At 59.6% G+C, this 22,767-nt stretch carries 21 protein-coding genes, 1 pseudogene and 1 riboswitch; of the genes and pseudogenes, 11 read left to right on the forward strand and 11 right to left on the reverse strand.

The annotated features are described in order from the left end of the window. Window positions 1-240 precede the first annotated feature (240 nt). The 4 genes from JZX89_RS15390 (at window position 241) to JZX89_RS15405 (ending at window position 1,910) form a co-directional block, all read left to right on the forward strand. Window positions 241-576, forward strand: a complete 336-nt coding sequence (locus JZX89_RS15390; RefSeq protein WP_149897514.1) for a hypothetical protein — start codon at window positions 241-243, stop codon at window positions 574-576. A 167-nt stretch (window positions 577-743) separates the two neighbouring features. After that, entirely contained in the window at window positions 744-995 is a 252-nt protein-coding gene (locus JZX89_RS15395; RefSeq protein ID WP_046798389.1) for a hypothetical protein, read from the forward strand. A 201-nt stretch (window positions 996-1,196) separates the two neighbouring features. Next, complete coding sequence (locus JZX89_RS15400; protein ID WP_149897513.1) at window positions 1,197-1,427, forward strand: hypothetical protein; 231 nt, start codon at window positions 1,197-1,199, stop codon at window positions 1,425-1,427. Window positions 1,428-1,721: 294 nt separating this feature from the next. Then, window positions 1,722-1,910: a hypothetical protein gene (locus JZX89_RS15405; protein ID WP_020012681.1), complete on the forward strand. Its 189-nt coding sequence runs from the start codon at window positions 1,722-1,724 to the stop codon at window positions 1,908-1,910. 184 nt (window positions 1,911-2,094) lie between these two features. Here JZX89_RS15405 and JZX89_RS15410 read toward each other — a convergent pair whose 3' ends face one another. Next, complete coding sequence (locus JZX89_RS15410) at window positions 2,095-2,346, reverse strand: hypothetical protein (RefSeq protein ID WP_046798386.1); 252 nt, start codon at window positions 2,344-2,346, stop codon at window positions 2,095-2,097. Between the two features lie 671 nt (window positions 2,347-3,017). Between JZX89_RS15410 and JZX89_RS15415 the strand changes: the two genes are divergently transcribed. Beyond that, entirely contained in the window at window positions 3,018-3,452 is a 435-nt protein-coding gene (locus tag JZX89_RS15415) for a PACE efflux transporter (RefSeq protein WP_207134610.1), read from the forward strand. A gap of 32 nt (window positions 3,453-3,484) precedes the next feature. On the opposite strand, the pseudogene JZX89_RS15420 reads toward JZX89_RS15415, so the two are convergent. The 6 genes and pseudogenes from JZX89_RS15420 to JZX89_RS15440 all read right to left on the reverse strand — a co-directional run bounded on the left by JZX89_RS15420 (window position 3,485) and on the right by JZX89_RS15440 (window position 8,562). Beyond that, window positions 3,485-4,395, reverse strand: a pseudogene (locus JZX89_RS15420) (alpha/beta hydrolase family protein). Beyond that, window positions 4,349-4,495 (reverse strand): hypothetical protein, encoded by a 147-nt coding sequence (locus tag JZX89_RS28630; RefSeq protein WP_246746754.1) that lies wholly within the window; start codon window positions 4,493-4,495, stop codon window positions 4,349-4,351. Before JZX89_RS28630 ends, JZX89_RS15420 begins: the two are co-directional and overlap by 47 nt. Window positions 4,496-4,555: 60 nt before the next feature. Next, window positions 4,556-5,161 carry an ABC-type transport auxiliary lipoprotein family protein gene (locus tag JZX89_RS15425; protein WP_149897511.1) on the reverse strand — a complete coding sequence of 202 codons (606 nt, stop codon included), beginning with the start codon at window positions 5,159-5,161 and terminating at the stop codon, window positions 4,556-4,558. A 15-nt stretch (window positions 5,162-5,176) separates the two neighbouring features. Next, window positions 5,177-6,547 carry an MlaD family protein gene (locus JZX89_RS15430; protein WP_207134611.1) on the reverse strand — a complete coding sequence of 457 codons (1,371 nt, stop codon included), beginning with the start codon at window positions 6,545-6,547 and terminating at the stop codon, window positions 5,177-5,179. A 7-nt stretch (window positions 6,548-6,554) separates the two neighbouring features. Beyond that, complete coding sequence (locus JZX89_RS15435) at window positions 6,555-7,391, reverse strand: ABC transporter ATP-binding protein (RefSeq protein ID WP_174372515.1); 837 nt, start codon at window positions 7,389-7,391, stop codon at window positions 6,555-6,557. A 10-nt stretch (window positions 7,392-7,401) separates the two neighbouring features. After that, entirely contained in the window at window positions 7,402-8,562 is a 1,161-nt protein-coding gene (locus tag JZX89_RS15440; protein WP_153513822.1) for an ABC transporter permease, read from the reverse strand. 143 nt (window positions 8,563-8,705) lie between these two features. On the opposite strand from JZX89_RS15440, the gene dgcA reads away from it, so the two are divergent. Continuing rightward, on the forward strand, window positions 8,706-9,689 hold the full coding sequence (gene dgcA, locus JZX89_RS15445) for an N-acetyl-D-Glu racemase DgcA (protein WP_207134612.1): 984 nt from the start codon (window positions 8,706-8,708) through the stop codon (window positions 9,687-9,689). A 239-nt stretch (window positions 9,690-9,928) separates the two neighbouring features. Here the strand turns inward: dgcA and JZX89_RS15450 are convergent, their stop codons facing one another. After that, complete coding sequence (locus tag JZX89_RS15450; protein ID WP_188355875.1) at window positions 9,929-10,768, reverse strand: UDP-2,3-diacylglucosamine diphosphatase; 840 nt, start codon at window positions 10,766-10,768, stop codon at window positions 9,929-9,931. A 229-nt stretch (window positions 10,769-10,997) separates the two neighbouring features. On the opposite strand from JZX89_RS15450, the gene JZX89_RS15455 reads away from it, so the two are divergent. Then, the gene (locus JZX89_RS15455) at window positions 10,998-13,313 is read left to right on the forward strand and encodes an NADP-dependent malic enzyme (protein ID WP_153513825.1); all 2,316 of its coding nucleotides are present in this window, start codon (window positions 10,998-11,000) and stop codon (window positions 13,311-13,313) included. A gap of 132 nt (window positions 13,314-13,445) precedes the next feature. Next, entirely contained in the window at window positions 13,446-14,549 is a 1,104-nt protein-coding gene (locus JZX89_RS15460) for a DUF2865 domain-containing protein (protein WP_207134613.1), read from the forward strand. A 196-nt stretch (window positions 14,550-14,745) separates the two neighbouring features. On the opposite strand, the gene bluB is transcribed toward JZX89_RS15460, so the two are convergent. Continuing rightward, complete coding sequence (gene bluB / locus JZX89_RS15465) at window positions 14,746-15,462, reverse strand: 5,6-dimethylbenzimidazole synthase (protein ID WP_207134614.1); 717 nt, start codon at window positions 15,460-15,462, stop codon at window positions 14,746-14,748. Between the two features lie 97 nt (window positions 15,463-15,559). Next, window positions 15,560-15,741: riboswitch (cobalamin riboswitch) on the reverse strand. Between the two features lie 120 nt (window positions 15,742-15,861). Then, window positions 15,862-16,692, reverse strand: a complete 831-nt coding sequence (locus tag JZX89_RS15470; protein ID WP_207134615.1) for a TolB family protein — start codon at window positions 16,690-16,692, stop codon at window positions 15,862-15,864. A gap of 192 nt (window positions 16,693-16,884) precedes the next feature. On the opposite strand from JZX89_RS15470, the gene JZX89_RS15475 reads away from it, so the two are divergent. Next, a complete protein-coding gene (locus JZX89_RS15475) occupies window positions 16,885-17,262 on the forward strand; it encodes a bleomycin resistance protein (RefSeq protein WP_149897503.1) in 378 nt (125 codons plus the stop codon). Between the two features lie 289 nt (window positions 17,263-17,551). On the opposite strand, the gene JZX89_RS15480 is transcribed toward JZX89_RS15475, so the two are convergent. Further along, window positions 17,552-19,231 carry an NAD+ synthase gene (locus JZX89_RS15480; RefSeq protein WP_207134616.1) on the reverse strand — a complete coding sequence of 560 codons (1,680 nt, stop codon included), beginning with the start codon at window positions 19,229-19,231 and terminating at the stop codon, window positions 17,552-17,554. A gap of 225 nt (window positions 19,232-19,456) precedes the next feature. On the opposite strand from JZX89_RS15480, the gene JZX89_RS15485 reads away from it, so the two are divergent. After that, a complete protein-coding gene (locus JZX89_RS15485) occupies window positions 19,457-21,397 on the forward strand; it encodes an LTA synthase family protein (RefSeq protein WP_207134617.1) in 1,941 nt (646 codons plus the stop codon). A 116-nt stretch (window positions 21,398-21,513) separates the two neighbouring features. Continuing rightward, the gene (locus JZX89_RS15490; protein ID WP_174372506.1) at window positions 21,514-22,047 is read left to right on the forward strand and encodes a DUF1003 domain-containing protein; all 534 of its coding nucleotides are present in this window, start codon (window positions 21,514-21,516) and stop codon (window positions 22,045-22,047) included. Window positions 22,048-22,767: the final 720 nt, after the last annotated feature.

A 22,767-nucleotide genomic window follows, 5' to 3' on the forward strand; every position in this document is an offset into this window, starting at 1 on the left:
TATCAAATATCAAATATCAAATAAAAATACATGAAAATATATTTATATAAAAACTATAAAATACTCAATAAAAATCCATCATACCAATTATTAAATCCAGATTTATTGAATATACAAACCGCCATAAAAATATCCTCCGGAAATGCGGCTTCGCGTCTTAACCAACGGCTGCGGTTTGCATTGCAAGCCGCTGGTTTGGCTGTATGCATGGCCTGCCAGAACAAGGCAAAGGGGGATATCATGACATCGAAATGGGTAACGGCAGTATTTTTCGGCGCAGCGATGACGGTTGCGGCCGGTGCGGCGCAGGCGGAAGACCTGGTCTTCACGCTGAAGAACGGCACGGGCTCCGTTCTCAACGCCTTCTACACCTCACCGGTGGGCGTTAATGACTGGGAAGACGACGTGTTTGGAAAGAAGGCGCTCGGCCCCGGCGAAGAGATGGAAATCACCATCGCCGATGGCCGCAGCGTCTGCAAATATGACATGCGCTTCGAATTCCAGGGCGATGCGCTGGAGGATCTTGAGGATACGCAGAACCTCTGCGAGCTCGGTGAATATACCATCACCGAATAACACAACGGCGATGGCGGCCCTGCCCGGCAAAGGCGGGGCCGCAGCGACAGACGGTTCTGAAACCCGTCCGCCGCCCTACAGCGGCAAAGCTCCGGAAAAACTGCCACAACGGTAATTATAGGCATTACCGCGTCGCCCTTTTCCCCAAAGCTGTCTCAATCATCCTTATGATTGGCACCATGAGATTGATCATCAACATATTGCTGTTCGTCCTCGGCGCGGTCGGGAGCGGAATATGTGCGTTTTTATTGTCGGCAGCGCTTGCCGATTCCGGGCTGCTCGGCTCCTGTTTTGAGGGAAATTGCGCTTATGCGGCGCTGTTTATGGTGCTTCCGGTCGCATGGTTCATACTTTTCGCGCTTTACGTCATGGCTCTGCTCGTCTGGAGACGAAAACCGTTCCGGAATGGACGGCTCTGAAAAAGCGCGTCGCAGCGTCATCGCTACCGCGCGTTCGTTGACAGCGATCAGCACTTACCGTTAACTCCGCCTGCTGGGGGATTCGCTGCCAGTGATATGTGGACCCGACGGGTATTCCCTATATCACCGGCCTCTGAATGTGCATGTTCCGATTTGCGTTTTGCGTTTGCTGGGCATGACGGAAAACAGGGAGACCAAAGGATGCGGGCCGCAATCAATTCCCCGTCGCTTTCGATCGACACAATGGACTACCAGGCCGAGTGCCAGTTCGCGCTGGAACCCTCCATCCAGGGCCTTATTGAAAAAGCGGAAAGCGCCGGCTGGAACCGCCAGCAGGCTGCGCTTGCTATCGTAGCACTCGCCAGCGAACATCTCACCGAGCTATTGTCTGCCGGTGGCCCCGCACTGTTGGATCAACGTTCCCTCTCTTGATCTCATCTGAAGCCGGGCGGAAGCAGCGCCCGCGTCATCCAGATATCATCACGACAATCGACCCTTTACGCCCGGAGTGTCCTCACCGACGCTGCCGGAACCTTTGGTCGCATGGTGAGCGCAATCACTCAGGCGAAGCCAGTCTCGCGCACCAATATTGCCGCAAGACCGCCCGCCGCATTCCGGGTCAGCCAATTCCGCAGAGCGCATCGATTGCCGGCCAGCGAGCGCGCCATAGTGTTGACACAAGCGACCAATAATGAGAACATAAAGTGAACATTATGGAGGTCAGCGATGAACACTGCAGACGCAACCATAGAGAATGCCCTCTCCGTCGTCGCCCGCTCCCGCGATATGCGCGAGCGTGCGCTGGAACGGCGTCGCGAGTTGCAGCGGCGAACGGAAGTCATCATCACCCGGCCGCTTTACGTGCTGAAAAAGAACGAGGGACCGAAGCAGCTCTCGCTGAAACTCGACAGCTGATCAAGTCTGCGAACGTTAACGGCACTGCTCACAGGCAAAGACATGGTCCGGGACGTACCGAAGCGGCGGCAAACGGCTTACTTGCATGGAGCCGCAACCGAGTGGCTCGCCTGTTCCAAAAGCAAATCCCGTGCGGATTACCTCACGCACGGGATTTCCAGAATGAAGAGGTTATCGTTTTGTCTTATTGCATGCGCTGCATTGCGGCTTCGGGCTCGCCGGTCGTCGCAACCGTTGCCGCTGGAAGGCGGTCGGTCTTTTTCAGGATGACAACGGGCTTGTCCACCGGTTCCGTCGGCGGAACGATGCTTGCGGTTTTAAATTCACGGTCGACGGCAGGAACGGAAGCGTTGATCTTTTCATGACCTGCGCATTCCGCAAGCGCTGCACTGGCGGAAAAACCAAAGACAGCGGCGATAATGAGAACTGATTTCATGTCATTCTCCCTTCGCTTTCGTGGCGATCTCCAGTCTAGGTGGAGACGACCCGGATTGAAAATCACACTTTAGAGACATCTAAAGCACTAGATCATTTCGGCAGTCGTCATCATTGATGTGCATGGGAGCGATGGTGATTGTATCGCCCTTATTTTTTCCGCACATCCAGCGGACTTCGGCAAAGCGGCCGGCGAAATATCATCGCCACATAACTTCCCTTGAGGGAAATGAGACTGGGCGTGTAAGTCGAAACCTTTGCCGTGTTGGCGGCCTTGATCGTTCTTCCATCAGAGGAATTCTGCTGCATGGCGCGCCTCCTTCCATGAGCGATAACGAAAAAACACAGTTCTTGTTCCGCATCGCAATTTCTTTGCCGCCGAGAGAGGGCAAGACGCCGCCACGTGTTTCTTCTCCCCGCCGGGGAGAAGGTGGCCAGAAGGGTCGGATGAGGGGGCAAGCTCTCCGTATATCTCTACCCTCGTCCCCTCATCCCGCTGCCGCGACCTTCTCCCCGGCGGGGAGAAGAAACAAGCGGCGCACTCCCGATCCCATCCATCCCCCCATCGCTTGAAAATTTCGCCCAAAACCTCTATATGCCTCACCGCGAGGACGACCTCGGCCATCATGGCGACAGCATGCGGGACGGCCCGGTCACATACCGGAGAATAAATTGCGCTCCCTGCAAGATCGTATTCGCCACGCGCTCAGCTTCGAAATCATCGGCCTTTTGCTCGTCGTGCCACTTGGCGCACTCGTCTTTGGCATGCCCATGGAAGATATCGGCATTGTCGGTCTCGTCAGCGCCACACTCGCCACCGTCTGGAACTACGTCTACAATCTCGGCTTCGACCATGCCATGCAGCGGCTGAAAGGCACGACGCTGAAGACGCCCGCCATCCGCGTCGCACACGCCCTGCTGTTCGAACTCGGCCTGCTGATTGTGTTGATGCCCTTCATCGCCTGGTATCTCGGCATCAGCCTTGCCCATGCGCTGGTGATGGATATTTCGTTTGCGCTGTTTTACGTGGTCTATGCTTTTGTCTTCAACTGGAGCTATGACCGGATTTTCCCACTGCCGGAATGGCAATCGCAGGACGCCGTCTGATCGACGGCGCCCCGGCGCGGAAGGGTAAGATTTCAGCGCAGCGATGCCTTGAAAAAGCTAACGACATCGGCGTTGAAACTGCGATGAAACTCTGCCCGGTCAAAACCGGGCGCATCGCTGCAAATCTGCGGCAGGGCTTTTGCCATTTCGGCGGGACAAGGCGCGATGAACGAAAAATGCCCCGCATCCTTCACCGTCCGATAGTCCGGTTTGCCCGGCAGTTCGTCGCGCAATCTCGCTATATCCTGCGGCACAATGCCATCACCGCCCTCTTCCGAGCTCCACAGCTGGACAGGAATACCGATATTCTTCAGATTTTCAGCGTCGGGAAAGGCATTGAGCGGGTCCGCAACAACCGCGGCCCTCACCCGCTTATCGTGAACCCGGTCTTTCGCAACAGCGCTTTTGTCCCGCATCTGCGCGCATATCGCCGCCTGCTCGTCCGGGCATGGCAATCTGCTGTTTAAAAAATCCGGTACACCGCCGGCAAGCACCAGCGCCGTATAACCACCGCGCGAAAATCCGAAGACACCGATCCGCCCGGCATCGATAAAGCCGGCCTCTTTCCAGTTTGTCAGCATATGATCAAGCAGGCGGACAATATCCGCCGGCCGGTCAGTCAGCGCGGAAAGCTCGCCTGCCCGCTTCATATCGAGCGCATTATCGCCGGGATGATTGAGCGCCGCGACGATGAAACCGGCATCCGCCAGCGCCGCCGCCATATCGCGGTGGCTGAAATAGGTACCTGCGAAACCATGGGAAATGACGATAAGCGGATATTGCCCTTCAACGATCGGGCAATCGCGCACCGCAGGCAGTACGAAGGGACCGATACGTGTTTCCACCGGCGTTGCCGACAGGGCGACCAGACAGCCGCCCTGATGGGAGCTTTGCCGTCAACCGATGCAACCTCGATCAACCGCAGGCCAGCGGCCATGGCAATGCTTGTCCCGGAAAGAACGGAAAGCAGAAGAAGGCATAAAACCACCAAAAATCGCATCAAAAACTCGCGGATCAGAAACATTAAGCGCAAGGCCGGTCATCAACCGGCCCGCCCCGACCATAGAGCAATTTCTTATAGCACTGATGACCGCCGCGAAGGCTTAGAGCGACTTCAGCGTCCAGGCCACGATCTCCCGCGTGGCTGAGGCAAACGCCTGATCCAGCGCCTTCACGAAATTGGCGTTGCCGGAACCACTGACACGGGCGCTGGCACGGAACACTTCCTGCGCCTTCACCGTGCCGTTACGGTCGTTCAAAAGCTTCACCGACATTTCGATATTGGCAATGTTTCTCGCCGTATCCACCTCGAAGGCGCGGATATCGGTCACGACCTGATAGTCGATCGCCAGCCCCTGCCCCGGACGGCCGACGCCGCCGAGCTTGCCGGTGTCTTCGAAAGCTTCCACGAGCTTGGATTGCACCATGCGCGGCAGGCGGTCGCTCCATTGCGAATTGCCGAGATATTGCACTTCCGAACCGGAGAGACGCACCACGATGTTTTCGCTGTCCAGCGCCTTGAGCGCGGTCGGGTCGGCAATCAGCAATTGCCGGCCTTTCAGCGAAGGCCCCTGCGTTACCGTCGCCGAAGACACGGAAAGATCGAACGTGTCGTTCTTTGGCGCACCGGCACAGCCGGCCAAGAGTGCGGCAAGCAGCGGAGCCAGAATAAGGGCGCGGCGTTTATGGCCGGTCATCGATCGTGTCATTGGCCCATACCCCTCTTAGCGCCTTGTTCTGCCGTCATATTGTTTCACGGTTTCGCCGCCGAAAATCAACCGCTGCGGATCGCGGTCGATATTGGTGATGGCATTGTTGAGATTGTCGACGGTCACCCGCGTGCTGCCAATCAGCGCCTGGAAATCCTTGAGGCCGGAGCTGGAGAAGCGGGTCAGATTGTCGGCAATCGGCCCGATGCGGGCATTGAGATTGTCGGCCACGGCCTTGAACGAAGTAAGTGTCTCGCGCGCCTTGGCAAACAGCGAATTGGCGTCATCGGTGCCCAGCATGCCGTCCACCTTGGCGAGAATGCCATCGACGCGGTTGGAGGCAAGGTTCAGCTTTCGCCCCATGTCGGTGAAGTCGGAAACCGCCTGGTCGATATCGGCGCGGCGGGCACCGACATCATCGGCAATCCGCTTGAAATTCGCCACCGCATCACGCGCATCGGCGGTCGCCGCCGAAACATCGCCAACCACGGTGCTGACCTTGGCCGGATCAACGGACGCCAAGAGCTCATCCGCGCGCTTCACCACGGTCTGCACTTCCGTGCTCGCCGCCTCGAAATTACGCGCCGTACTCTGCACCGTCTCCATGATGCCCTGAATATCGCTGGAAGCCGAAGCCACATCCTTCGTCACCTTGTCGACATTCGACAGGATGGAATCGATCTTGCCGGCATCCACCGCCTTCACCAGATCCTCAACAGCGGTCAGCGTGCCGTCGAGGCGCACCGAGACAGACTGCACGGTGGTGGAAAGCGAGCTGAGGCTCGAAATGAAATTCTTGATGCCGTCGGAATTGGCCGCCAGCGCATCGGAGAACTTCTCGGCGTTGCGCACCGTCTGCGTCAGTGGACCACGGGCATCCTGCACGAAACCCTGCAATTCGCCGATAGCGCCATCGGCGCGTTTCAGGATCTTATCGGCGGTGGCGAGCAGGTTGGTGACGCTGGAAAGATCGGCCGTCAATTCGGCGGGCACGCCGCTTTCGACGGCTTTCTGCAGAATGCGTTCGTCAGCCTTGTTGCCGCCGGAAAGCTCGATATAGGCAGCCCCCGTCAGGCCCTGGATTTCAAGCACGGCGCGTGTGGAAGGGAACACCGGCGCATCCGCCTGTACCTCGGTAAAGGCGATGGAATAAGCAGGGTCGTCGCGGTCGATGGCAAGCCCGCGCACCGTACCGACAGGAATGCCGTTGAAACGCACTGGCGAGCCGACCGAAAGACCGTTGGCGGAGCCGGGAATGCGCACGACAAGCTGCGCCGTCGGGCCGCCACGGCCGAATTCCGCCATCCAGTAAACGAAGCCGAATGCGGCGGCGATCACGATCAGCGTGAAAATTCCGACTATGGTGTAGTTCGCCTTGGTTTCCATGCTTCTGTTACTCCACCGGATTTTCGTGTTTGCCGTCCGGAAGAACGACAGAGCGCGCCCGTTTGCCGCGGAAATAGGACTGCACCCACGGGTCGTCGCAGGCAAACATGTCCTGCAATGTCCCTTCCACCAGAACCCGCTTGTCGCCCAGAACCGCAATGCGGTCACAGACGGAGAACAGGCTGTCGAGGTCGTGCGTCACCATATAAACGGTCAGGCCGAGCGAATCACGCAGGCGCGCGATCAGCATATCAAATTCCGCCGCCCCGATGGGATCGAGGCCGGAGGTCGGTTCATCGAGGAAAACGAGGTCGGGATCGAGCGACAGCGCCCGGGCAAGGGCTGCGCGCTTGATCATTCCGCCTGACAGCTCCGACGGGTACTTGTCGCCAGCATCTGGCTTCAGGCCCACCATCTCGATCTTCAGATAGGCAAGTTCATCCATCAGCTTTTTCGGCAGGTCCAGATATTCCCGCATCGGCAGCTGGATGTTTTCCTTCACCGTCAGGCCGGAAAACAATGCGCCTTGCTGGAACAGCACGCCAAGCCGCTGGTCGAGCATCATCCGCTCGTCCTCGCTTGCCTTGTCGTAATCGGTGCCGAGAATGCGGATCGCGCCCGCCTGTCGTGGCAGCAGCCGCAAAATCGCCCGCATCAACACGGATTTACCCGCACCTGACGGGCCGATGAAGCCCAGAATTTCGCCGCGATAAACATCGAGATTGAGGTTTTCCAGCACGTTCCGGCCGTTGAAACCGACAGTCACGCCCTCGACGGAAAGCACCGCTTCGCGGCCGTCTTTTGCGGTTTTGATGTCTTGTGGTTTCTGGTCCAGAGTTTCCAACGCGCCCTCCCTAAAAATCGATGGCTGCGTAGAAGATGGCGAAAACACCATCCACCAGAATGACGACGAAGATGGACTTCACCACCGACGAGGTAACGTGCTTGCCGAGCGATTCCGCCGAACCGCCCACCTTCATGCCCTCCACCGCCGCAACGATGCCGATGATCAGTGCCATGAACGGCGCCTTGATCATGCCGGCGGCAATGGTCGATTCCTCCACCGCGCCATGCAGGCGCGAAAGGAACACCTCGAAAGTGATGCCGGAATAAAGCAGCGTGACGATGGCCGCGCCGAAAAGGGCGGCAAAATTGGCAAGGATGGTCAGAAGCGGCAGCGCGATGGTCAGCGCCACGAGACGCGGAAACACCAGCACGCCAACGGGGTTGAGGCCGATCACTTTCAGCGCGTCGATCTCCTCGCGCATCTTCATCGAGCCGATTTCCGCCGTGATCGCGCTGCCGGAACGGCCGGCGATCATGATCGCGGTCAGCAGAACGCCGATTTCACGCAATTGCAGAATACCGACCAGATCGACGACGAAGACCTCAGCGCCGAAATAACGCAGCTGGAACGCGCCCTGCTGGGCGATGATCGCGCCAATCAGGAACGACATCAGCATGATGATCGGCACGGCGCGTACGCCCATATGGTCGATCTGGTTAACGATCGCCGCCGGCGATACACCACGCCCGCGCCCAAGCTTCATCTGCGCCCCGCGCACGGCGGAACCGAGAATATACATGCCCGCCAGGAAATCCGCGCCGTTCTGAACCACGGCCTGACCGATCGGCGCGAAGATGCGCTCCACCCATCCTGTCTTGGCGACGGGCTCGCCCTGCATCTCCGCCTTATCGGGCAATTGACCGATGACGTCCTCGATCCGGTCGTTGCCGGTGAGCGTGACAGTCGCGCCGTTCGCCTCGAGATCCTTGCGCAGGCGCTGGATGATCCACGCACCCGTCGTGTCGATGGCTTCGACAGCGGAAAGATCGATCTCGACGGAGCCGCCGGATTTGCTCTTTTCGATCCTGTCGAGGCTTTCGAAAATTCCAGAGAGATTGCTGTTGCGCCAGGAACCGCTCATGACATAACGCAAGCCGCCGCCGGAGACGGAACCGTCTTCGGAGATTGCGGCCGGGTTCGCCTGTTGCCGTGTGTCCTGTTCTTGCATAATGCTCCGAGCGAGTGCAGCCGTCACGAGATTCTTAAAGGTTTCATAACGTTTCGGTCTCCGGCAAGCCACAGTGGCAGCCGACAATTCGTGATAAATTTGGCGTCATGTGTCTTTTGCCGCCCAATCGGAAGTGAAAAAACATGCCCCGTTACCTGCAAGCCACAACAGAACGCTTCCCCGTCGCCGGCAGCTTCACGATCTCACGCGGCACCCGCACGCATGCGGATGTCGTAACGTGCATCATCCGCGATGGTTCCTTCGCCGGCAGAGGCGAATGTGTGCCATACCCGCGTTACGGCGAAAGCATCGAGGGTGTCGTTGCCGATATCGAGGCGATGGCGGAGCAGATCGCCGCCGGCCTGACACGACAGGAATTGCAGCAGGTGATGAAACCGGGTGCGGCCCGCAATGCGGTCGATTGCGCGCTCTGGGACCTTGAGGCCAAGATCAGCGGCAAAAGCGCCGCCGAACAGGTTCTTGGACAGGCGGCAAAGCCGCTCGTCACCGCTTATACGATTTCGCTTTCCGACCCGGAAACAATGGCCGCGAAGACCGCGGAGAATGCAGGCCGTCCGCTGCTGAAGATCAAGACCGGCACCACTGACGACGAAGCCCGCCTGCGCGCCGTGCGCGCCGCAGCGCCCGAAGCGCGCATCATCATCGACGCCAATGAGGGCTGGAACGATGATAATATCGAATATTATCTGCGGCTTGCAGCGGAACTGAAGATATCGCTGATCGAGCAGCCCCTGCCCGCCGGCAAGGACGCCATCCTGTCCCGTATCGACCACCCGGTGCTGATCTGCGCCGATGAAAGCGTGCATTCCACCAAAGACCTCGCCGGCCTGCGCGACCGTTACGACGCGATCAACATCAAGCTCGACAAGACCGGCGGACTGACGGAAGCGCTCGTCATGAAGGCGGAGGCCGAACGGCTCGGCTTCACCATCATGGTCGGCTGCATGCTCGGCACCTCGCTCGGCATGGCCCCTGCCGTGCTGGCCGCCCAGGGCACGGCCTTTGCCGATCTCGATGGGCCGCTGTTGCTGGCGCTGGATCGTGATCCGGGGCTGGTTTATGAAGGTTCGCTGGTTTATCCGGCGCAGCCGGAATTGTGGGGGTAAGCCGCTAATATTGAAGGCAGTGAGCCGAAACGTCACCCCTTGCTTCTTCCCGCCGGGGAGAAGGTGGCCCGAAGGGTCGGATGAGGGGGAAAGGTTGCCGGATTTCGGAGAACCCCCTCATCCCGCTGCCGCGACCTTCTCCCCGCCGGGGAGAAGAAGCACGCGGCGACCGCTCGTTCCCTATGAGACCGCCGATCTCAAGTGTCCGACGATAATTTGCGTTAAAGCCAAACGCCCAATCAGGCCGCGTGCTTGCCGATGAGCCCCGGAATATTCACCGGTTCCATTTCATCCGATGCATGTTCAGCGGTGACATCGCTTGTCTGCATCCAGGTGATCAACTCGAAAGTACCATCGGCATTTTCGGCGATCGCCGTGCAGCTTTCTACCCAGTCGCCGGTATTGATGTAGCGAATGCCGTCCATGTCTTCCATGACAGCATGGTGAATGTGCCCACAGATGACGCCGTCGACATTGTTGCGCCGTGCCTCTTCAGCCACCACGCGCTGGAACTCGCCAATGAAGTTGACGGCGTGTTTGACCTGCTGCTTGGCCCAGGCCGAGAACGACCAGTAAGGCAGGCCGATGCGGCGGCGCACGGCGGCGATGGCGATGTTGAGCGCGATCGCCGCGTCATAGGCCCAGTCGCCGAGATAGGCGAGCAGGCGGGCATTGCGCACCACCACGTCGAACTCGTCGCCATGGATGACCAGATATTTCTTGCCGTCGGCCGCCTCGTGGATCATGCGCTCGGCCACTTCGATGCCGCCGAAATGCATGCCCGGGAATTCCCGCAGGAATTCATCGTGATTGCCGGGAATATAGATGATACGGGTGCCCTTGCGGGCCTTGCGCAAAAGCTTCTGCACCACGTCGTTGCAGCCCTGCGGCCAGTACCAGCTGCGGCGCAGCCGCCAGCCGTCGACGATGTCGCCGACCATGATGATCGTCTCGGCTTCGTGATGTCTAAGGAAGTCGAGCAGATAATCCGTCTTGGCCGCCTTGGAGCCAAGATGAACGTCCGAAATGAAAAGCGTTCTGAACTGTCTGGTTTCAATTTGACCGGCCACGGATTTCATCCCCCTGTTCGGTTGCGTCCCTGCGGCTTTCTTCCCTCTCAGAACCAGACTCGTGTTGCAGCAACATGACAGAGGCCGGTTTTTGTATGGAATATGACGGATGGCTTCACGAAAACGCGAATAGACCATGCGCGCATTTGCATAAGTGCGGGGCAAATAACGGCTGTACCGCGGGGAAGTTTGTTGTATTCAGGGCCACCAGACGAAATTAAATATGACGGTGGAAGACATGACCTCTCACGATAAGAACAACACGCCCGCCAACACGGCAAAGGCCGACATCGAGGAACAGGCGCTCTTTTTCCACCGCTATCCGCGCCCCGGCAAGCTGGAGATCCAGGCAACCAAGCCGCTCGGCAACCAGCGCGATCTGGCGCTCGCCTATTCGCCGGGTGTTGCCGCCCCCTGCCTCGCCATCCATGAAAATCCGGAGATGGCAGCGGAATACACCGCCCGCGCCAATCTCGTTGCCGTCATCTCCAACGGCACGGCGGTGCTGGGGCTTGGCAATATCGGCCCGCTCGCTTCCAAACCCGTCATGGAAGGCAAGGCCGTCCTTTTCAAGAAATTCGCCGGCATCGACGTCTTCGACATCGAGATCGACGCGCCCGGCATCAATGACATGGTCTCGACCATCGCGGCACTTGAACCCACCTTCGGCGGCATCAACCTTGAGGATATCAAGGCGCCGGAATGTTTCGAGGTGGAGCGCCAGCTGCGCGAGAAGATGAACATTCCCGTTTTCCACGACGACCAGCACGGCACCGCGATCATCGTCGCCGCCGCCGTCACCAATGCGCTGGAACTGGCTGGAAAGTCTCTGTCGAGCGTCAAGATCGTCGCTTCCGGCGCAGGGGCTGCTGCCCTTGCCTGCCTCAACCTGCTGGTCGCCATGGGCGCCAACAAGGAAAACATCTGGGTCCACGATATCGAGGGTCTCGTCTATGACGGCCGTAACACGCTGATGGACGAGTGGAAGGAAGTTTACGCCCAGAAAACCGACAAGCGTGTGCTGGCCGACTCGATCGACGGTGCGGATGTCTTCCTCGGTCTTTCGGCGGCAGGCGTGCTGAAGCCGGAACTTCTGGAGCGCATGGCGGAAAACCCGCTGATCCTGGCGCTTGCCAACCCCAATCCGGAAATCATGCCGGAGGCCGCCCGTGCCGCCCGCCCGGATGCGATGATCTGCACCGGCCGTTCGGATTTCCCGAACCAGGTCAACAACGTGCTGTGTTTCCCCTATATCTTCCGCGGCGCGCTGGATTGCGGCGCAACGACCATCAACGAAGAAATGAAGATGGCCGCCGTGCAGGCCATCGCCGAGCTTGCCCGTGAGGAAGTTTCCGAAGTGGCCGCAAGGGCCTATAGCGGCGAAACGCCGATCTTTGGGCCGAACTATCTCATCCCCTCGCCGTTCGATCCGCGCCTCATCCTGCGCATCGCACCCGCCGTTGCCCGCGCCGCCGCCGCAAGCGGTGTCGCCGCCCGGCCGATCACCGATTTCGAAGCCTATTTCGACCAGTTGAACCGTTTCGTCTGGCGCTCCGGCTTTATCATGAAGCCGGTCTTCAACGCCGCGAAAGCCGCCGAAAAGAAGCGCATCATCTTTGCCGAAGGCGAAGACGAGCGCGTGCTGCGCGCCGCCCAGGTTCTGCTGGAGGAAGGCACCGGCATCCCGATCCTCATTGGCCGTCCGCAGATCATCGAAACGCGCCTGAAGCGTTTCGGCCTGCGCATCCGCCCGAATACGGATTTCGCCGTGGTCAATCCGGAAGACGATCCGCGTTACCGTGATTACGTCGATGACTATTTCGCGCTGGTCGGCCGCGCCGGCATCAACCCGGAAGCCGCCCGCACCATCGTTCGCACCAACTCCACGGTCATCGGCGCGCTGTCGGTCAAGCGCGGCGAAGCGGATGCGCTGATCTGCGGTCTGGAAGGCCGTTATGACCGGCATCTGCGTGACGTGAACCAGATCATCGGCAAGCAGGAGAACGTGCGCTCCTTTGCGGGCCTCAGCCTGCTCATCACCCAGCAGGGCGCGCTGTTCCTCACCGATACCTTTGTGAACAACGATCCGACGTCAGAGGAAGTGGCGGAAATGGCCATTCTCGCGGCCAGGGAAATTCGTCGTTTCGGCATCACGCCGAAGATCGCGCTTGCCAGCCACTCCAATTTCGGCTCGCGTGACTCGGAAAGCGCCCGCAAGATGCGCCGCGCGCTGAAGATCATCCAGCAGGCCGCACCCGAACTGGAAGTGGACGGCGAAATGCAGGGCGGCTCCGCACTGTCGGAAACGCTGCGCAAGCGCGCCATGCCCAACAGCGTTTTGACCGGCGAGGCGAACCTTCTGGTTTTCCCCAACCTCGATGCCGCCAACATCACGCTCGGCGTCACCCGCACCCTGACGGAAGGCCTGCATGTCGGCCCGATCCTGCTCGGCACGGCGCTTCCCGCCCATATCCTGTCGCCCAGCGTCACCTCGCGTGGCGTCGTCAACATGGCGGCCTTTGCCGTGGTGCAGGCGTCGCACCCTTCGGTGTGAGGGCGCATTAACGCAATTTTGAACAAGCTGTTGCCGCATTGCGGCGACAGCTTATGTTATCTTCCTGAAACACGGATTTCGTGAAGTATAACGCCCCTGCCACCGGCCGGGGACATCGAACGGATCTAACAATTGACCCGGCGCAGCCGCATCATCGGCCTCCTGCTTCCCCTTGTTTTCCTCGCCCCGGCCGCCGCTGTCGCGGATCAGGTCTGCGATACGCTTTATGCGCAATTGCGCGAGCCACCCCGCATCATCGGCAACACGGCAGAGGTGCGGCGTTACGCCAACGCGCTCGCCCGCCAGAACATCGTCGTGCGCAAAATCAGGAACGATCTGCGCAGCTATGGCTGTTCGTCGGGCAGCGTCATTGTCTACGGCAACCCCAATGCCGGCCTCTGCGCCGAGATCGGTGATGCACTGGTGGATGCCGAAGCCGAACGTGACGCCATCATTCGTGACCGTGACGATGCGATGGCGGCTCAGCGCAGCGATGATGGCGGCATCAGGCGCCAGCGCATTCTCGCCGCACTCGACGCCAATGGCTGCAGCGCAATGCCGGAAACGGACACGCAATCGCCGCAAGTGCCCGATGTGACCCGTTACCCCGATGCGTTCCGCCAGCAGGATAATCAGCCGGGACAGGCAGGCCTGTCGCCTTACCCCAATACCACCGCCGAGGGCGGACTTCGCACCCTTTGCGTGCGTACCTGCGACGGCTCGTTTTTCCCGATCGCCTCCAATGCCTCGCCGCTTGATTTCCGCGCCCAGGCCGAGCAGTGCCAGAAAATGTGCCCGGGCACGCAGACGGAACTCTATTTCCACTCCATGACGGATCAGGAGACCTCCGACATGGTCTCGGCCGAAACCGGCAAACCCTACAGGGACCTGCCGACCGCCTTCGCCTATCGCAACGCGTCTACGAAAGCGCCCGGCTGCGCCTGTAACATGGCCGCTTATCACGAAGACATGCAAAAACAGGAAGAGGCCGCCCGGCCGCAGCCCGAAAAGCCCTATTCCGGCATCACCACCATTCCATCACCACAGGGTGACAAGCCTCAGAAACCCACAGAACAGCAACAGGCCGCAAAGCCGCCGGAGCAACCGGTTCCCGAACGCGACTACGATCCGAACGACGCAAAAGTGCGCGTCATCGGCCCGAAATTCCTGCCGGACCAGACAGGCCGCATCGACCTGAAAAACCCGGCGCTGAAGGGCATCCAGCCGCAGCAATGACCCCTGTTATTTGCCCGTAATAGAGCAAGCGGATGCCACTTGTTTCTTCTCCCCGCCGGGGAGAAGTCCGCGGCAGCGGGATGAGGGGGCAAGCGTAGAGATATCCGGAGAGCTAGCCCCCTCATCCGACCCTTCGGGCCACCTTCTCCCCGTCGGGGAGAAGAAACGAGAGGCGACGCTATGCGCATCTCATCCCTTACCGCCCACCCCAGCGGTTGCGAAACACCAGCTCTTCCAGCGGCACGCGCTGCCGCCAGCCCTTCACCGCCAGTTCCGGTTCCGTGTAAAGCGCATCGACGCGGCCGAGACATAGCCAGGCGACGATTTCGATATGGTCGGGGATATCAAGAATGGTGCGAATGTCGCTGTCATGAAAGATGCTGACCCAGCCGACGCCGATGCCTTCGGCGCGGGCGGCAAGCCAGAGGTTCTGGATGGCGCAAACGGTGGAATAGACATCCGTGCGCGGATTGTGGGTCCGGCCCAGCACCACCTTGCCGCCGCGCGTAGGGTCGCAGGTGACGCAGATGCTCAGCGGTGCCTTGCGGATGCCCTCAAGCTTGAGACTGCGATAAAGCGCCTGTTGCTCGCCCGCAAACATCGCCGCCGCTTCTTCATTGGCGCGGCTGAAGGCCACAAAGGCCGCTTGCCGCACGGCACCATCAGTGACGAGCGTGAAATTCCACGGCTGCATGAAGCCCACCGAGGGCGCGGAATGCGCCGCCTTCAAGAGACGCTCCACCAGCACGTCCGGCAACGGATCAGGCAGGAACTGGTCGCGCACATCGCGGCGCGTCTCAATGGCGCGGTAGATCGCCTCGCGCTCCGCACCCGAAAACGGGCGGGCGGGCGAAAGCGCATGATCGAATGGATCGGCTTGCAATGAATTACCAGCGGACGGATCGGTCGGCATCGTTTAACCCCAACAATGCGGGCGCGCCGGTGCCGAAACCATACCGGCTCCCGCATGCACGACGCGCATCTTCAGCAACCTGCCGCCGTCCGCGCGGTTCGGTCTATCCTGCCAGGCCGGTCTTCTGACTCGGCTTCATCCGCCCTTTTCGCCTTCCCGAATAACTTCAGTGGCTTATGAAAAGGGCATCCGCCTCACAGCGCTGGGCACGTTCCGGTTTCTCACCGGATTCCCGATTCTCCCGCCGCAAGGGCGGGCACCTGACTGAGGAAGCTATGGGCAAGAATGCTTGCGAATGCAAGGGTCTTGCAAGCCCGTGCGGCAATCTGCCCATAGCGTCCCTCCCCTGCGTCATGCCGGCCGCGAGCCGGGATGACGGTAACAGGCTTCCCGATTGCATCAGGCTACGGGGAAATAACGCACATAAGCGAACTCGTCCCCGTCAGGTGACCAGTTGGGAGAATTCATCGTGCCCTGCCCGCCGAAAAGCTCGAACAGCGTTTCGACATTGCCGCCATCCATATCCATCAACCGCACCCGCACATCGAGATCGCGCGGATGGTCGAAGACATCGGCGTCGTAAGAAACGAACACCACCTTGTCACCCCCAGGAGACGGATGCGGGAACCAGTCGCCATAGGAACTGTCGGTGATGCGCTCCACAGTGGAGCCATCCACCCGCACCCGCCAGATCTGCATCTGCCCGGTACGGCTGGAATTGAAATAGATCCACGCACCATCCGGCGAATAATCCGGCCCGTCATTGCGGCCTTCGCCATGCGTCAGCCGCGTTTCGACGCCGTTCTCAATATCCATGGAATAGATGTCGAAGACCTGATCGCGAATACCGCAATAGGCGAAACCTTTGCCGTCCGGCGACCAGCCGTGCCAGTAGGAGGGGAGGTTTTTCGTCATCAGCTTTGGCGCACCGCCCGCCGATGGCAGAAGATAGATCGCACTCTTGTCGAACTCGACCTTGTCGGAAATGGCATAAAGCGATCCATCCGGCGAAATGCCGTGGTCGCTATTGCACTGCGTGGCAAAACCGGTATCGACCTTCTCCGGCGAAGCATCACCGGATGGGGACAGGCGGTAGAGCAACCCTTCGCTGTTCAGCAACAGATATTTGCCATCCGGCGACCAGTTCGGCGCTTCGAACAGTTCCGGCGTCTGCCACACCACCCGCATCTGCCGGGTGCGTATATTAAAGATTTCGATCGAACTGCGCATGCTGCCTCCCTGGGCTGTCGATAGTCTGGATCAGACCTTTGGCGGACGCAGACATTCCGTTTGCTTTCGCCACCATGGTGATTATGATCCTATGGCCGCAGGCACCGTCCTGCAAATTCAAATCGGAAAAAACGCCAGCGTTCCGGCACCGCCCGTAACCCTCCCCGTTTCTCCCAGATCCGAGGTTCCGCGATGAATACCATCGCCGATCACGGCATCCGCTTCGGGCGGATCGCCGCAATGCTTCCTGTCAGGAATATCGAAAAGGCCCATGATTTTTATGTCGGCGTGCTGGGCTTCACAAAAACCTTCGAAAACGGCAATCCCGTCGGCTTCATGATCCTCAAACAGGGCAATGCCGAACTGCACCTGACGTTGCAGCCCACCCATAAGGCAGCGCCCTTCAATGTGGCGCATATGATGGTAAGCGATGTCGATGCGTTGCATGCGGTTTGCAAGAACCATGGGTTGCGCATCATCAAGGCCCTGCAGGACAAGGATTATGGCCTGCGGGCCTTTGTCTTTGAAGACCCTGATGGCAACCGCATCGATGTGGGGCAGGTTATTTGAGGTGAGTGAAGAGTGGCGCGGGGTTTCTCCGCGCCGTTCGTGCATCCCTCACTTTGGATCGAGCGCATGCCACTTGTTTCTTCTCCCCGCCGGGGAGAAGTCCGCGGCAGCGGGATGAGGGGGCAAGCTTCGCGATATACGGAGAGGTTGCCCCCTCATCCGACCCTTCGGGCCACCTTCTCCCCGGCGGGGAGAAGAAACCAGCCGCAGCGCCGGGCGAAACAATCAGCCTCGCAAGGGAAGGGATCGCCGCCTCACCTGAGAGCGCAGCCCCTACCCGCTTCATCCATCACCGATCCCGGAACCGGTTGGTGATCGGATAACGCCGGTCACGCCCAAAATTCTTCTTGGTGATCTTCACACCCGGAGCCGATTGCCGGCGTTTGTATTCGGCGAGATAGAGCAGATGCTCAACCCGGTGCACCGTTGCCGCGTCATGACCTCGCGCCAGAATTTCCTCGACCGACATTTCCTTCTCGACAAGGCACTCCAGAATATCGTCCAGCACCGGATAGGGCGGCAGCGAATCCTGGTCGGTCTGGTTGGGGCGTAATTCGGCGGACGGCGCTTTGGCGATGATATTGGCGGGAATGACCTCGCCGGAAGGGCCAAGCGCACCCGGCGGCACATGGGTGTTGCGCCAGGCGGAAATGGCGTAGACCTGCATCTTGTAGAGGTCCTTGATGGGGTTGAAACCGCCATTCATGTCGCCGTAGAGGGTGGCATAACCCACCGACATTTCCGACTTGTTGCCTGTTGTCACCACCATCGAGCCGAACTTGTTGGACACGGCCATCAAAATGGTGCCGCGCGTGCGGCTCTGCAGGTTTTCTTCGGTAATGCCCTCTTCCGTACCTTCGAAGAGATCTGACAGTGCCGAGAGGAAACCTTCCACCGGCTCAACGATCGGCACGATGTCGTAACGGCAGCCCAGCGCTTTCGCGCAATCGGCGGCGTCCTTCAGCGATTCTTCCGATGTATAACGGTAGGGCAGCATGATGCAGCGCACCCGCTCCTCGCCCAGCGCATCGACGGCAAGGGCGGCGCAAATCGCCGAATCGATGCCGCCGGAAAGGCCGAGAACCACGCTCTTGAAACCGTTCTTGTTCACGTAGTCGCGAAAGCCCAGCATGCAGGCGCGGTAATCCGCCTCCTCGCCCTCTGGTATTTTCGAGAATGGTCCGCTTTCGCAATGCCAGCCTTCCGCCGTGCGTTTCCAGTCGGTGACGGCAAGTGTGGCCTCGAACTGGCTCATCTGGAAAGCAAGCGTCTTGTCGGCATTGAAGCCGAAACTTGCGCCATCGAATACCAGCTCGTCCTGCCCACCCAGCTGGTTGGCGAAAACCAGCGGCAGACCGCTCTCGATCACCTGTTTCAGTGCCACCTGATGGCGCACATCCAGCTTGCCGCGATAATAGGGCGAACCGTTCGGCACCAGCAGGATTTCCGCCCCGCTTTCGGCCAGCGTCTCGCACACGCCCATCTCGTTCCAGATTTCCTCGCAGATCGGAATGCCGATCCGGACCCCGCGGAAATTATACGGACCGGAAATCGAACCCTCGGCGAAAACACGCTTCTCGTCGAACTCGCCGTAATTCGGCAGGTCGATCTTGTCGCGCAGCGCAACGATCTTGCCGCCATCCAGCAGCGCCACCGAATTGTGCCGACCTGTCTCGCCCTGGCGCGGGAAACCGATAACGACACCCGGTCCGCCATCGGCGGTTTCGGCCGCCAGTTCTTCCACCGCCCTCAGGCAGGCCTTCAGGAAAGCCGGCTTCAGCACCAGATCCTCAGGCGGATAGCCTGAAATGAACAGCTCGGTCAAAAGCAGGAGATCGGCGCCCTGCGTTGCCGCATCGGCCCTTGCCTCACGCGCCCTGGCGAGATTGCCCGCCACGTCGCCAACGATCGGATTGAACTGCCCGACGGCAATCCGGAGATGGTTCTGGATATCGTGTCTGTCGCTCATGCCATTTCAATACCGCGCCCGTGTCCGCTCCGCAACGCGGCAATTGCATGCGGCAGCACCCTGCCCTTACCTAACGGAATAACGCTCACGCTAAGGTTATCGCCCTGCCCGCCAGTTTCGCCAAAGTTCATGTCGCGTTCATCGCGCTTATGTGACAGTTACATGACACTTTTGCGACGCCCGATTCACCTCCCCGGATTGGGCGGCTGCCTGAAATACCGGAGTATGAGTTTGAGAGATTCGGCGCCAAAAACAACGGCTTCCGAAAAGGCTGGTTTCGTCTTTTCGCCTGCATGGACAAGGAGCCTTTCGAAGCTTTCTGGCACGGCCTATACGCTTGCCAATCTGACGGTCGCATCCATCGTGCTGGTCGTTGCGCTGGAGTGGATCGCCCGCGGTTCGCTCCATGATGTCGGTGCTTTCCTCACCTCGTCGGCCCGTCCGGGCATGACCACCATCGCCGCTGTGCTCACCGTGCTCGTAGCGCTGGATGCGATCCTTGGCCGGCGTTACCTGTCCCTCATCGCCGTTGCGCCGCTCTGCGCTCTCACGGGCCTGATTTCGGCGCAGAAACAGACCTATCTCTCCGATCCGCTTTATCCCTCCGACCTGCTGTTCGGCCGCCAGATTTTCGAGCTTCTGCCAACCATGCTGAAGGCGCAACCGCTGACGGCAGTGCTGGTCGGCCTCGGCATCTGCGCAGCCATTACGGCTCTCGTGACGCTCTGGCTGCTGGCGCGCCGCCATTCCCCGTCACTGAGCTGGCGTGAACGCGCTGGGGGGCTCACACTGGCGCTGCCGCTTCTTGCCGGCCTTGCCTCGCTGATGGACTATTCGCATTATTCATGGCTGCGTGATCGCCTCAACATCATACCCATGATGTGGGATCAGCAGGAAAACTACCGCCATAACGGCTTCCTGATGGCCTTCGCCTTCAACATTCCCATGGCCAATGTCTCGGCACCGCAGGGATATAGTGAAAACAGCATCGCCGATCTAACCTCGGAGCCAGCCGCCTTCGCCGCCAACAAGGGCGATTACCCTGATGTCATCATGCTGATGAGCGAATCGCTGTGGGATCCGACCCGCCTTGAAAACGTGAAGCTCTCGGCCGATCCGATGCCGATCATCCGCGCCAAACAATCCGGCAACGTCTTTTCACCTGAGTTCGGCGGCATGACGGCGAATGTGGAATTCGAGGCGCTGACCGGCTTTTCCAACGCCTTCCTCCCCTATGGCAGCATTCCGTACCAGCAATATATCCGCCGCCCGGTGCCTTCGCTCGCCAGCTTCTTCCGCGGCGAAGGTTATTCCGCCATCGCCATGCACCCGTTTCAGGAATGGTTCTGGAACCGCAAGGAGGTCTACAAAAATTTCGGCTTCGAGGAATTCCGCTCGGAAGAAACTTTGCCGCCCATGGAAAAGCGCGGCAACTTCGCCTCCGACGATGCATTGATGGACGAAATCATGGCGGCGGCCGACGGCGCGCGCAACCCGCTGTTCCTCTTCGCCGTCACCCTGCAGGGACACGGCCCCTACGAGGCGGGCCGTTACGCTGTCGATACCATCGGCGTCGAGGGCGATCTTTCGCCTTCCGCATCGCAGGCGCTGGCTACCTATTCGCAGGGCGTGGCCGAGGCTGACGATGCGCTTCTGAAACTGATGCGCTGGGCCAAGAAGCGCGACCGCGAAACCATCATCGTCCTCTTCGGCGATCACCTGCCGCCGCTCGGCCAGACCTATGTGGAAAGCGGCTATATGCCGGGCATGGTGGCCAGCCGCCGCGCACCGCTGGAAGTGATGAAAAAGGAGCATGAAACGCCGCTCGTCGTCTGGTCCTCCAAGAAGGGGGTGCGCAAGAATATCGGCACCATCAGCCCGGCGCTTCTGCCCTATCATGTGGTGAAAGCCGCCGGTTTCTCCGACCCGTTCTACACGGGAACGCTCGGCGAGGTTCAGCAGGCCTTTTCCGTCATCGACCGGCATATGCTGGTGGCAACCGACGGCAAGGCCCTGCCCGACTGGTCGATCGCCCCGAATTCCATTCCCGACGTGGTGCGCGATTATCGCCTGCTGCAATTCGACATGATGTTCGGCGAGCAATATGGCCGCGAGCGCTTCTTCCCCGGCTTCAACTGGCTACACCAGGGCACGCCGGCCGTCTGATGGTTTTTAGCGGGAACGGCTGAACCGCATGGCGGTGGAAATCGTTTGAATTCCGCCGCCATGCGGGTTTATCTCGCACAGAGCGCAAGCACCTCATCAGCAACCGGAGACACACCGTGTCAGACATCTCCGACTACATCACTTCGCATTTCAAACGCTCCTCCCGCGAGATCGGCGACGTGGAGCGACGCATTCTGGAACTGTCGCACCAGAAAAAACTGATCTCGCGCGACACCAATGCGGAATTTTCCGCCGGCGCAAGCCTTGGCGACAGGTTCGCCGACAACATCGCCAAGATCGGCGGCTCCTGGGGTTTCATCCTCAGTTTCTGCTTTTTCCTGGTGGTCTGGGCCATCATCAACACCATTGTGCTGACGACAGGCGCCTTTGATCCCTACCCCTTCATCTTCCTCAACCTGCTGCTCTCCATGCTGGCCGCCATTCAGGCGCCGATCATCATGATGTCACAGAACCGCCAGGCCGCCCGCGACCGTTTCGAGGCCGCCAAGGATTACGAGGTGAACCTGAAGTCGGAACTGGAAGTGCTGTCGCTGCATGAAAAGATCGACGTGAAGGTGCTGGCCGAACTGGCGGCGCTGCGACAGGACCTCGCCGCGCTCCACCACCACGTCACCCGCAAGGGCGACTGACGTCAGGCAAATTCATCCCCGCTTTTCCCCGCCCTGCCATGCACTGTTATCGTGTGGCCAGTCCTGCCGGGTGGATGCCAGACGTGGCAAAAACCGAGGGACGGTTCTGATGGGGACGGTGGCGCGTTCGTGACGACAGGACCATTTCGCAGGGAGCGGTGCACGGCCCTTTGCGAGATACGGCAGACTGGCAAGAGGCCCGGTTGCGCAACGCATCCGATCCACACCAACCTCAATGAAAGCGCAGCCGGGCAATTGCCCATGTCTATCTATCCCCGCTCGGCAGCGCCGTGCGGGATGAAGCTGTTGGGTTTTTGGAGCATTTCCATTGACAGCGGGCAGAAGAGCGTGGGGCTCACCCCCCTCTGCCCTGCCGGGCATCTCCCCCACAAGGGGGGAGATCGATCAGCGGCGAGGTTTCGCCCATCTCGACGAAGAGTATAAATGGTGAGAGAACGTCTTGCCGATCTCCCTCCTTGTGGGGGAGATGCCCGGCAGGGCAGAGGGGGGAAAGCCCCAACCACCTTGGTTCCGCTTAAAATTCCCCACAGTTACGAATCCGTCAGATTATTACGCTACAGATTGACGCAGGCGTTTGTTGCATTGCACTCTTGGCGGGGTAAGGCTGACGGGGGAATCACTCCTCCTCGTCAAAATGGCATCACAACCATTTCGCGACGACGCCACGCCGGATGCGACATCCGGTTATCGCAATGCATT

This window comes from Agrobacterium burrii (genome assembly GCF_017313405.1).
Classification (GTDB): domain Bacteria; phylum Pseudomonadota; class Alphaproteobacteria; order Rhizobiales; family Rhizobiaceae; genus Agrobacterium; species Agrobacterium burrii.